The sequence below is a fragment of the Pseudomonas sp. IT-P171 genome, from assembly GCF_949767765.1.
Taxonomy (GTDB): Bacteria; Pseudomonadota; Gammaproteobacteria; order Pseudomonadales; family Pseudomonadaceae; genus Aquipseudomonas; species Aquipseudomonas fluorescens_B.
The window spans coordinates 21,125-32,858 of the sequence record NZ_CATKQN010000004.1; the positions used below are offsets into that span (position 1 = coordinate 21,125).

Below are 11,734 nucleotides of genomic sequence, written 5' to 3' on the forward strand. Positions count from 1 at the left end.
GGTGCGGCCCGCGCTGAGTAATCAGGCGGCGATTCTCCGAAAAATCTCGTCGAACGTGGTGCCATCTACGGCGGCCAGCAATTTCCTGTCGTCCTTGAGCGTGGCCAGGAAGGTCACTTCGGTTTCCTTCCCGGCCAGCATGAAACCGGCAATGGCGCCGATGGGGCCGAGCAGCATGGCGCCGGCGACGCCGAAACCGATGGCGTCCTTGATGTTATTGATCGAATCCTCGTTGGCGACTTCCACGCTTTTGAACGAGGAAAGTGGCAGGGTGATGCCGGGCCACGGGTGGAGCGACGTTCTCAGGGTGAAAACGCCGTCTGTGTACTCTCCGTCACCCTGCAGAAAGTCCCCCGCCAGGACAGTGACGCTTGCCATGTTGGGACCCCCGACTGGCAATGGATGAACACTTATTTCGCCCCCGCAGGGGATTGCCGTCAATCGTCGGGCGATGAGCTGTTGCCGCCACGGCAACTATGCTTGTCTCAGACTGCAACACCTGTCGCGATATTAGACGCAAGTACTCAGGCTCAGGCAGGCTCAACCGCAGTCAACTTCACGCAACCGCTTGATTAAAAAGCTAATCGGCAAGCTGGCACGCTCCGTGTATTGGTCATCGCAGACGTTTCTCTTGCCTCCGTCTGCGGTGCGCCGCCGGCGGCAGAAACCATAAAAACGATAAGCCACAAAAATAAGAAAGCACCGTGCGAGGTTCGACGTTGATGAAGAGAAAACTCCGATCAGGCCTGAGCGTCAGTCTGCTGGCCGTGGCCGCCTGTGTGGCGCTGCATTCGCCTTATAGCCTGGCAGCCCGCGACGCCCAGACCATCCTCAAGGAAACCTGTCAGGGCTGTCACACCCCTGAAGCCGATAATGCCCTGAGCCGCATCAGTCACCAGCGCAAAACGCCGGAAGGCTGGCTGATGAGCATCGCCCGGATGCAGACCATGCACGGTTTGCAGATCAGCGATGACGACCGCCGCACCTTGGTCAAGTACCTGGCCGACACTCAGGGCCTGGCGCCGAGTGAGACCGATGGCGTTCGGTATGCGCTGGAGCGGCGACTCAATACTGTCGAGAAATTCGACGACCAGACCAGCCAGATGTGCGGCCGCTGCCACTCCGGTGCGCGGGTCGCCCTGCAACGGCGTCCGGCCCAGGAATGGGAGCGTCTGGTGAATTTCCACCTCGGCCAGTGGCCGTCGCTGGAATACCAGGCCCTGTCTCGCGACCGCGACTGGTTCGATCTGGCACGAAAAGACATGGTGCCGTTGTTGGCCAAGCGTTATCCGCTGGACAACCCGGCCTGGAAAAAATGGCAGGCCACGGCGCCGAAAGCCGAGGCGCTGGTGGGCGACTGGAGCTTCAGCGGCCACTTGCCAGGCAAAGGTGAACTGGCCGGGGTGATGAGCGTGAGCGCCGATGGCGACGACACGTTCAAGGTCAGCGTCAAAGGCCAATACGCCGATGGCACCCCGTTCAATGGCGACGGCAGCGCGATTCTCTACACCGGCTATGAATGGCGTGGCAACGTGACCATCGACGGCGTGACCATGCGTCAGGTGTTCGCCGCCCAGGGCAATGCCATGCAGGGCCGGATGTTCGAGGCCGAGCACGATGAACGTGGTCTGGACTTCGTCGCGGCCAAGCAGGGCAGCAGTCGTTTGCTGGCGGTGCAGCCGGGTTATCTGAAGGCTGGCGTCGAGACCGAAGTGACCCTGATCGGCAGCGGTCTTAGCGGCAAACCGAACTTCGGCAAAGGCGTGGAAGTGGTCGAGGTTGTCGAGCAAAACGCAGATCGTATCAAGGTCAGACTCAAGGCCGCCGCCAATGCCCAGCCGGGCCTGCGCAACGTCACCGTCGGCACGCTGAAAGGCCCGACCCTGTCGGTCTACAGCAAAATTGCCGAAGTCAAAGTCGTGCCCGAGTTCTCGGTGGCGCGGATCGGCGATGGCGGTGGTTCGACGCCGAAAGTCCAGGGGCGTTTTGATGCTGAAGCGTGGGGCAAGGGCGCTGACGGCAAGCCGTATCGCATCGGCGTGTTCCCGGCGCAGTGGTCGGTCGAAGCCTTCGACGACCGCGCCAAGGAAGACGAAGACGTCAAGTTCGCCGGCACCATGCAAGCCGACACCGGCGTGTTCACCCCGGGCGATGCCGGGCCGAACCCGCAACGCAAAATGTCCACCAACAATGCCGGCAACCTCAAGGTGATCGCCGCCGTCGACGACGCAGGGAAATCCCTGACCGGCGAAGGCCACATGATCGTCACCGTGCAACGCTGGAACAATCCACCCATTCCGTGAGTTGGCTGAAACCCAAGTCTTCAGACACTTTTTTCGGAATGACCGCAGGCACCGCAGAACGGGGTTTGCACAGGAGGTTGCAATGGGCGCTATTTTGAATCTGGTTGAGCGGAACCTGCACGAAGTGCACGTCGATGCCGACCGCATGCTGTTTCACATTCCCAGCAGTTCACTGTTCGCCAGCGACGAGCTGACGGGCACCATCATCGATACGTTGCGCGGTCCCGGCTGTTCGTCGGACGACCTGATCCAGCGTTTGTCTTCTCGCTTCAACGGCGAGGAAATCACCGAGACCCTGCGTGAACTGATGTCCCTGGAGCTGGTCAGCGACGGCTCGCCGTTGACCCCGGACATCGGCACCAAACGGGTCGAGCGCACCGCGATCAATACCGTGGTGCTCAACGTCAACACCGGCTGCAACCTGAGCTGCACCTACTGCTACAAGGAAGACCTCGACAAGCCGTCGGCCGGCAAGAAAATGGACGTTGAAACGGCTATTGCATCAGTGGAAATGCTGCTGCGTGAATCCCCGGATGAAGAACGCTTTACCGTGGTGTTTTTCGGCGGTGAGCCGCTGAGCAATCGCAAGCTGATCGAATACATGGTCGACTATTGCGAGAAGCGTTTCCGCGAGGCCGGCAAGTTCGTCGAGTTCGTCATGACCACCAACGCGACGCTGCTCACCGAAGACACCGTGGACTACCTCAACGCCCACCGTTTCGGCCTGTCAGTCAGTATCGACGGACCGAAAACCGTGCACGACCGCAACCGCATCACCGTGGGCGGGCAGGGCACTTACGACGTGGTGCGGCGCAAGGCCGAGATGCTGCTGTCGCGCTACAACAGTCGTCCGGTCGGTGCCCGCGTAACCCTGACCACCGGCGTCACCGACGTCGAAACCATCTGGGATCACCTGTTCAATGAATTGGGGTTTGCCGAAGTCGGCTTTGCCCCGGTGACCTCCGGCGACATCAGCACCTTCAACCTCACCAGTGACGAACTGATCGAGGTCTTCGCCAGTATGAAACGCCTCGGTCGGCGTTACCTGGACGCGGCGCTGGAGCACCGCAACATCGGCTTCTCCAACCTGCACCAGTTGATCACCGACATCCACGAAGGCCACAAAAAAGCCCTGCCCTGCGGCGCGGGCCTGAAGATGCTGGCGGTGGATCACAAGGGTGAACTGAACCTGTGCCACCGCTTTACCGGCTCATCGCTGCCGACCTTCGGCAACGTGCACAGCGGTGTGAAACAGGTCGAGCTGAACGACTTCCTGTCCCAGCGCCTTGACCGTACCAACACCGGTTGCGAGGACTGCCAGATCCGCAATCTCTGCTCCGGCGGTTGCTACCACGAGAGCTACGCCCGTTACGGCGACCCGACCCACCCGACCTATCACTACTGCGAACTGATGCGTGACTGGGTCGATTTCGGCATCGAGGTCTACACCCGGATCATGGCCCACAACCCTGCGTTTATCAGCAGCTACATCACTCCGCGCAAGGCTCACTGATATGAAACATCTCAAGGCAATCAATAATAAAGCGTTGAAACTCGATGAGGCCGCGGCCGAAAACCGCATCGAAGAAGTGGTGGCGATGAGTTCTGTCGCGGGCTGTGCGTCGACCACCGACCCGGGTTGGGAAATCGATGCGTTTGGCGGTGTGTCGTCGTTGTGCCAGCCGATGGAAGCCGACCTTTATGGCTGCTCCGACCCTTGCTGGTGGCCGGCCCAGGTGCCCGACATGATGAGCACCTACCCGGACTGGAACAAGGATGCCCAGGCGTCCAACGACAACTGGCGCAACCTTGGCACTGTCTTTCCAAAAGACAAGTGATCGGACAAAAGAAGGATTCCAGCATGCACAGCATCAAAGCCTGCGGCCTGGCCGCGTTTGCCGTCCTGAGCGTCTGTTCGTTCAACGTTCTGGCCGATGAAAACTCCGCTCTGCAAGACGGTCACGAGTACATGGTGACCACCAATTACCCGAACAACCTGCACGTGATCGACCTGGCCACGGACACGCTGTTCAAGACCTGCAAGATGCCGGACGCCTTCGGTCCGGGCACGGTTCAGTTGTCGCCGGATCGCAAGACCGCTTATGTGCTGAACAATCACTACGCGGATGTCTACGGCGTCGAACTGGACAGCTGCAAGCAGGTGTTCCACGCCAGCATCACCCAGAAACCGGGGGAGAAAGCGAAATCGATGTTCGCCTTCACCCTCAGCCATGACGGCAAGGAACTGTTCGCCATCGCCAACCCGACGTTGATGCTCAATGACCGCTACGAAGTGCAGCAGCCTCGGCTGGACGTCTACGCCACCGACGCCGGTATGGACGCCAAACCGGTGCGCAGCTTCCCGGCACCACGGCAGCTGACCATCATGCAGAGTGGCGACGACGGCACGCTTTATGTCGCGGGGGCGGACGTCTACAAGGTCGATGTGAAAACCGGCAAGTTCGACGTGCTGATCCCCAGCCGTCACTGGAAACGGGCGAATTACAGCGCACCGGACGTGCTCTACGTGTGGAACCAGCAGACCTATCGTCACGACTTTTCGCTGCTCTACACCGCGGCGAAATTCAAGGACAAGAAGCAGGATCCCGCTACCGCCGAGTACCTCTACGGGTTGTTCAGCATTGACCTGAAAACCGGCAAGACCGAAACCACCGACTTCGGGCCTCTGACGGAAATCTACTTCAGCGGCATGCGCTCGCCGAAGGACCCGAACCTGATGTTCGGCGTGCTCAATCGCCTGGCGAAGTACGACATCAAGGAAAAGAAAATGCTGCAGGCGGCGACGCTGGATCATTCCTACTACTGCATTTCCTTCAACAAGGACGGCAGCAAGATTTACCTGGCGGGGACGTTTAACGATGTGGCGATTTTTGATGCCGACAGCCTGAAACAGGTGGGCAGCATCAAGTTGCCGGGTGGGGATATGGCGATTACCACGGCGCAGATATTTGTCCGGTAATTGCGGCGCCTGTCAGGGCGTCATCGCGATCCGACGTGTCCGCGATGAGGCCCTGACAGGCACCAGATCCTCAAACCCCAGGCACCGGACAACTCAGATCCCCCTCCTGACACTTCAAGTAAATCTTGAAAGCCTCAACCCGCGCCTTGGTCAGGTCCGTGATGCAATTGCTGTAAATCAACGGATAGACACTCCCGCCCTCAACCCCGGACGCCGAAAACTTGCACTCGGCATCCCGAAACCCGATCCATGCCCGCTGCGCGCCTACCAACAGCTTCTTGCTGTCGGGATGGTCCTTCAAGCGCTCGGTGATCTGCCGGTAAAGCGCATTCAACTCCTTGTCCGCCGCCTTGTTCTGCTGCGCCGCACATTGATTCATCGTGGCCTGGTCGGTGGCGTTGTCGCAATCGACGGCATGGGCAATGGTGGTGAACAGCAACGGCGTCAGCGCCAGAAGCAAGCGTGGGTGCATGGGGATTCTCGCTGTGACTGGAAAAGTGAGGTGCAGTGTAGCGAAGCCTCATTCGCTTGCGGTGGCGCTGGAGCCCTTAGTAAGTGATCTGCGCACGCTTGGATGTCCTTGCGCCTGTATCACTTCTGTCGCTCTCAACCCCGAACTCTGGTGCGGATGTGCGGCCTGAATATTTCAGGCAGGGTTGATTGAGATACCCGATTGATACAACTTTAAGGTTGGTCTTGTGGTCTTACAGGCCTACTGTTAAGTACAGGAGGTGACTTATGAACCCAGCATCAGATCGCATCGAAAGGAAGATCCTGCTTAAAGTGCCGCGTTCGCAGGTCTGGCGCGTGCTGGCCAACGCCGAAGCGTTCGGGCAGTGGTTTGGCGTGGCACTGGAAGGCAAGCGCTTTGTCGCCGGCGAATGGACTCAGGGACAGATTACCTACCCAGGTTATGAGCATTTGCTGTGGAATGTCCTGGTGGAGCGAGTCGAGCCGGAACGCGTGTTTTCGTTTCGCTGGCACCCGTATGCCGTGAAGCCCGAAGTCGACTACTCCCAGGAGCCCACCACCCTGGTGCTCTTCGAGCTTGAAGACATGGATAACGGCACCTTGCTCAAGGTCACCGAGTCCGGCTTCGATCACATTCCCCAGTCGCGGCGGCTCAAGGCGTTCCGTATGGACAGCCGTGGTTGGGATGAGCAGATGAACAACATCGAAGAATTTCTGAAGATCAACACCAAGGCTCGCGAGCATCAGCCAGAGTAATGGCCCGCGGGCCCCTGAATTCAAGGCTTTCAGGCTCGACGCCTGAGGCGTCTAAGGGTTTACGGAAGGGGCGGTATGGCGAATGTCTTACACGCAGTGGCAACTATGTCGCCTGTTGCAGATTGGATCCGATGCGTAATCTAGCCTCATCAACCGGAACACAGGAAGTGCTTCGGGATCAAGGATGATCGGCCATCAGCAAGGAACGCTATCGACAGGGAGTCGACATGGTCTTGGGAAAAACCCGCTTCGGCGGGTTTTTTTTCGCCTGCTGAAAAGATGACCATGTCTTTGTGCGAGCGAGCCTGTGTGGCGAGGGAGCTTGCTCCCGCTCGGCTGCGAAGCAGTCGCAAAGCTTTTGGGCTCGTTTCGCGACCCAGCGGGAGCAAGCTCCCTCGCCACACATTCCCCCGCGCCACACTGTGCGGACTCGGGTCCTGAATGGTCAATGGCTTACACCAGAGCGCGGGTATGTCGTCTGTTTACGCTTCAACAATGTCGTTAATCTGGATCCATCAACTGAGTCGCAGGATGCACTCAGGATCACGGATGATCGACCATAAGCCTGGATGGCTGCTGACAGGATGTCGAAATGGTCTTGAGAAACCCGCTTAGGCGGGTTTTTTTGTGGGCGATGGAAAGTCCTCGGTGGAGCCGGACGCTGGCTCCACCGAGGAATGGATCAGCGTACTGACACCTGATCGAGCTTCGCCGCAACACGCTCGGTGATTTCCGAGCGCAATTTCAACGACCCGGCAGCCCGTTTCCGCGCCTCCTCCAGCACGCTGACCGGAGCGGTCTCAGGACAGCCCGAAGCAAATGGCGGCGCCGGAGCATATTCCAGCTGCAACTGCACCAGCTGCGCCGTGTCCTTATCGAACAATTCAGCGGCCAATGTCAGCGCGAAATCGATGCCCGCGGTGATCCCGCCACCGGTCAACAGATTGCCATCGCGCACCACCCGATCCTTCACCGGAATCGCACCCAATGGCGCAAGCAATTGGTGATACGCCCAATGAGTGGTCGCGTGTTTACCCTTGAGCAGGCCCGCAGCGCCCAGCACCAACGCTCCCGTGCACACCGAAGTGACATACCGGGCATGGGCCGCCTGAGCCTTGATGAATGCCAATGTTTTTTCATCTTCCATCAACGGCCCGACACCGCTGCCGCCGGGAATGCAGATCACATCCAGTGCCGGGCAATCGTCGAAGGTGACGGTGGGTTTCAGCACCAGGCCGGTGCTGGCGGTGACTGGCATCAAGTCCTTCCAGATCAAATGCACCTTCACGTCCGGCAACGAGGCCAGCACGTCATAAGGGCCGGTCAGGTCCAGTTGCTGAACCTGCGGGAACAACAGAAAACCGATCTGCAGCGTCATGGTGTTTTTCTCGTGAAGTGGGTGGACGGCTTCACTCTAGGCTCGTAGGATTTGGCGCATACGCCAATTACCCCACGAATTACGCCAAACATGCCCAAGACCATTCATGTGCTCGCGTTCGCCAATGTGCAACTGCTCGACGTTACCGGGCCACTGCAGGTGTTCGCCTCTGCCAACGATATTGCCCGCCAGAAAGGTTTGCCGCCGCCTTATGCACCGACAGTAATTGCCAGCGACGGCGGGGCGGTGATGTCGTCGGCGGGGCTGGCGTTGTTGGCCGACCCGTTGCCCGCACAAGGCAGCGATACCTTGATCATTGCCGGCGGCTGGGGCGTATACGCGGCAGCGGAGGATGCGGCACTGGTGGCCTGGGTGCATGAGCATGCGGCGAGATGCCGTCGGGTGGCATCGGTGTGCACCGGGGCGTTTTTACTGGCGGCCAGTGGCTGGCTCGATGGCCGTCGGGTGGTCACGCACTGGACCCGTTGCGAGCAGCTGGCGCAGAGGCATCCACGGCTGCGGGTCGAGCCCAATCCGATTTTCATCAATGACGGCCCGGTGTGGACTTCGGCCGGGGTCACGGCTGGCATCGACCTCGCGCTGGCCATGGTCGAAGAAGACCTGGGTCGTAACATGGCGCTGGAAGTGGCGCAGCAGTTGGTGGTTTTCCTTAAACGTCCGGGCGGTCAGTCGCAGTTCAGCGTCACCCTGTCCTTGCAAAAAGAAGGCAGCCGATTCGACGACCTTCACGCCTGGATCAGCGAACACCTCACCATGGATCTGGGCATTCCCACCCTGGCGCTACAGGCCGGCATGAGCGAACGCAGCTTCGTCCGCCACTACCGCGCCGACACCGGCCAGACGCCTGCGCGGGCCATCGAACTGATTCGGGTCGAGACGGCGCGGCGGTTACTCAGTGATACCGGTGTGCCGATAAAACGGGTCGCCGTGCAGTGCGGGTTTGGTAGCGAAGAGACGCTGCGCCGCAGTTTTCTGCGCGCCATGGGCGTGACGCCGCAAGCCTATCGCGAGCGGTTTTCGGTGAGTTCTGAAGTAGATTCGGTGACGCTCTGATCGTTGCGCCTGGCGTTTTCGCGCCAATCTTTGCGACTGCTGCGCAATCGAACGGGAGCAAGCTCCCTCGCCACACAGTGGAGGCTCAAGTTTCGGCTTCCGCCACCTGATTGATATATTTCGCCCGATCCGGCGTAAACGTCACCACCATCCCGGTCCGCGAGCACGTCAATGCTCGTTCTTCATCCAGGTCAACCTCCAGATCTTCCCCGCGCAAACCCTGCCATTGAGCAAGGTATTTGAGGGAGCCGTACTTTTCGAGTTTCTTCAGGCTGCGGCTGACACCACCTTTCCAGCCCAGCACCGGCAGTTCGCCGGCGCGGCATTGTTGGGCGAGTTCGGGGAAGCGGGCGGCGCGTTGGCGGCCGATTTCCCAGCATTTGATCAGGCCTTTGTCGGGGCCTTCCCACAGTTCGTCGCGGTTCAGGCCTGATCGGAGTGGGGTGTCGATGCTGCGGTGGATACGCTGGGTCATTCGGGTTCCTTGAATTCGGGTTTTGTTGGACAGCTCCGCTGTGCCCGTTGACGGTCGATGGTAGGTGGGGATGTAGCGGCTGGCAACAAGGTATTTCGGGAGTTGGCGGCGGGTCTTGTTTATGAAGCGTAGGACTTTTCCCTTCACGAAACCTGTGGCGAGGGAGCTTGCTCCCGTGGGGCGACGAAGTTGTCGTAAACCCTGTGGTTACGTTTCACCTGATGTACCGAGTGGGATGGTTTTGGGGCTGCTTCGCCGCCCAACGGGAGCAAGCTCCCTCGCCACAGATGATGGGTGGGGTCAGCAAAGCGTCTCGGTCTCACGGCTGCCAGTAGTTTTTTTCCCCACTCAGTTTCCGGTCCAGAAAACTCGCCGCGCTGATCAGCGCCAGGTGCGTCAGCGCTTGTGGTGTATTGCCCAGATGCCGCGCATGGCTGTCGAACTCTTCGGCGTACAACCCCAGCGGATTGGCGTACCGCAGCAATTGTTCAAACTCCAGGTGCGCCTTTTCCACCTGGCCGGCCCGGGCCAGGCATTCGACATACCAGAACGAACACGCAGCGAAGGCGCCTTCGGTGCCGGTGAGGCCGTCGATCTGACTGTCTTCGTTGCGGTAGCGATAGACCATGCCGTCGCGTACCAGGGTTTTCTGGATGGCTTCGAGGGTCGATAACCAACGCGGATCTTTCGCGCTGACAAAGCGCACCAGCGGCATCAGCAACATCGAACCATCCAACGCGGTGCCGCCGATGTGCTGGACGAAATGCCCGCGCTCTTCGTTCCAGAAATTTTCCCAGATGTCGACGTAGATCGCCTGACGGGTCTGGTCCCAGCGGGCAAACGGGGCGGGCAGGGAGCGTTTCGAGGCGAGGCGGATCGCCCGGTCCAGCGCGACCCAGCACATCAATCGAGAGTGCAGGAAATGATGCTGCTCGCCGCGCATTTCCCAGATGCCGACGTCTTTTTGCTGCCAGGTTTCGCAGACCTGATCGACCACGTCCACCGCGTGTTTCCAGCCTTCATGGGAGATGGCGTCGCCGTACTTGTTGACCAGGTACACCGCATCCATCAGCTCGCCGAAGATGTCGAGCTGGATCTGGTCGTAAGCCTGATTGCCGATGCGAACCGGCGTGGCCCCGCCATGTCCGCTGAGGTGCGAGAGTTCCGTTTCCGGCAGTTCCTGACGGCCATCGATGGCGTAGAGAATGTTGAGTTTCATCGGTTTGCCGTGGCAGTCGCTGACCCGCCCGCGCAGCCAGCGCATGTAATCGTTGGCCTCCTGGACAAACCCCAGGCGCATGAAGGCATAGACCGTGAACGAGGCGTCGCGGATCCAGGTGTAGCGATAATCCCAGTTGCGTTCACCGCCCGGCGTTTCCGGCAGGCCGAACGTGGCGGCGGCGAGGATTGCGCCGTGTTTGCGTGAGGTCAAAAGCTTCAGCGCGAGGGCCGAGCGGTTGACCATTTCCCGCCAGCGACCGCGGTAGTTGGACTGGCCGGTCCAGTCGCGCCAGAACTTCAGTGTGCGCTCCATGCACAAGTCCGCGGCCCCGTCCTTGAAGCGGGGATCGTCGACGCCGCCCAGCAGGAATTGCGCACCCTGGCCCTGTTCCAGCGTGAATTCGGCCACCGCCGTGTTGCCGTCGATACGCAACACCTGATCCGAAGACAGGCGCATGGACGGTTGATCGGCTGCCTCGAATACCACGTCCTTTTCGTCCAGGTGCGCGCGGGTTTTGGCGCGAGCATAGTCATGCCTCACGGCGCAGCGCATGTAAAACGTCGCCTGGCCGCTGACCACCCGAACCCGGCGCATCAGCACCGGCAGATCATCTTCGCTATCGCCGATGGGCAGCAGGTCAGTGACTTCGACCACCGCGCTGTCGCTGAGCCAGCGGGTTTGCAGCACGTTGGTGTCGGGCAGATAGATCTGCTCGCGGCGGGCATCGGCCAGGTAAGGTGCCAGTTGGAAAATGCCGGCCTCGGGCGCGTCCAGCAACGAGCAGAAGATCGACGGGCTGTCGAATTCCGGCCAGCAGAAAAAATCCACGCTGCCCTTATCGTTGACCAATGCCGCGCTGCGCATGTCGCCAATGATGCCGTGGGCGTCGATAGCGCTTTGTCGTTCGGGATGATGATCAGCCATTGCTGCGAAACTCCGGATCAAGGCTCATGCCTCCGGAAGGTTAGCGCCTTGAGATGTGGGCTTAATCAGCAGACTGGTCTGGATGGTGGAGAGTTCAGCAGCAAGCTCAAAAGATCGCAGCCTTCGGCAGCTCCTGCATTGGAATGCGATC

Annotated in this window: 11 protein-coding genes; 6 read left to right on the forward strand and 5 right to left on the reverse strand. The window is 59.8% G+C overall.

Annotated features, from left to right (window positions below; genetic code table 11):
- Nucleotides 1-21: 21 nt before the first annotated feature.
- The gene (locus ACM6I5_RS03440; protein ID WP_414883188.1) at nt 22-378 is read right to left on the reverse strand and encodes a hypothetical protein; all 357 of its coding nucleotides are present in this window, start codon (nt 376-378) and stop codon (nt 22-24) included.
- A gap of 344 nt (nt 379-722) precedes the next feature.
- Here ACM6I5_RS03440 and peaA point away from each other — a divergent pair, with 344 nt between their 5' ends.
- The 4 genes from peaA to peaD all read left to right on the forward strand — a co-directional run bounded on the left by peaA (nt 723) and on the right by peaD (nt 5,283).
- The gene (peaA, locus tag ACM6I5_RS03445) at nt 723-2,303 is read left to right on the forward strand and encodes a quinohemoprotein amine dehydrogenase subunit alpha (RefSeq protein ID WP_414879164.1); all 1,581 of its coding nucleotides are present in this window, start codon (nt 723-725) and stop codon (nt 2,301-2,303) included.
- 82 nt (nt 2,304-2,385) lie between these two features.
- Nucleotides 2,386-3,816, forward strand: a complete 1,431-nt coding sequence (gene peaB / locus ACM6I5_RS03450; RefSeq protein ID WP_414883190.1) for a quinohemoprotein amine dehydrogenase maturation protein — start codon at nt 2,386-2,388, stop codon at nt 3,814-3,816.
- 1 nt (nt 3,817) lies between these two features.
- Nucleotides 3,818-4,141, forward strand: coding sequence for a quinohemoprotein amine dehydrogenase subunit gamma (qhpC, locus tag ACM6I5_RS03455; protein WP_008027961.1), 324 nt, complete (start codon nt 3,818-3,820; stop codon nt 4,139-4,141).
- 23 nt (nt 4,142-4,164) lie between these two features.
- Nucleotides 4,165-5,283, forward strand: a complete 1,119-nt coding sequence (peaD, locus tag ACM6I5_RS03460) for a quinohemoprotein amine dehydrogenase subunit beta (protein ID WP_017339912.1) — start codon at nt 4,165-4,167, stop codon at nt 5,281-5,283.
- 70 nt (nt 5,284-5,353) lie between these two features.
- Here peaD and ACM6I5_RS03465 read toward each other — a convergent pair whose 3' ends face one another.
- Complete coding sequence (locus tag ACM6I5_RS03465; protein ID WP_017339911.1) at nt 5,354-5,755, reverse strand: lysozyme inhibitor LprI family protein; 402 nt, start codon at nt 5,753-5,755, stop codon at nt 5,354-5,356.
- A 266-nt stretch (nt 5,756-6,021) separates the two neighbouring features.
- On the opposite strand from ACM6I5_RS03465, the gene ACM6I5_RS03470 reads away from it, so the two are divergent.
- The gene (locus ACM6I5_RS03470; protein ID WP_017339910.1) at nt 6,022-6,510 is read left to right on the forward strand and encodes an SRPBCC family protein; all 489 of its coding nucleotides are present in this window, start codon (nt 6,022-6,024) and stop codon (nt 6,508-6,510) included.
- Between the two features lie 682 nt (nt 6,511-7,192).
- Here the strand turns inward: ACM6I5_RS03470 and inhA are convergent.
- Nucleotides 7,193-7,888: an isonitrile hydratase gene (gene inhA / locus ACM6I5_RS03475; protein ID WP_017337584.1), complete on the reverse strand. Its 696-nt coding sequence runs from the start codon at nt 7,886-7,888 to the stop codon at nt 7,193-7,195.
- Between the two features lie 90 nt (nt 7,889-7,978).
- Between inhA and ACM6I5_RS03480 the strand changes: the two genes are divergently transcribed.
- Entirely contained in the window at nt 7,979-8,962 is a 984-nt protein-coding gene (locus tag ACM6I5_RS03480) for a GlxA family transcriptional regulator (RefSeq protein ID WP_414883191.1), read from the forward strand.
- 85 nt (nt 8,963-9,047) lie between these two features.
- Here ACM6I5_RS03480 and ACM6I5_RS03485 read toward each other — a convergent pair whose 3' ends face one another.
- On the reverse strand, nt 9,048-9,437 hold the full coding sequence (locus tag ACM6I5_RS03485) for a hypothetical protein (RefSeq protein WP_017337586.1): 390 nt from the start codon (nt 9,435-9,437) through the stop codon (nt 9,048-9,050).
- 319 nt (nt 9,438-9,756) lie between these two features.
- Nucleotides 9,757-11,583 (reverse strand): glycoside hydrolase family 15 protein, encoded by a 1,827-nt coding sequence (locus tag ACM6I5_RS03490; protein ID WP_414883192.1) that lies wholly within the window; start codon nt 11,581-11,583, stop codon nt 9,757-9,759.
- Nucleotides 11,584-11,734: the final 151 nt, after the last annotated feature.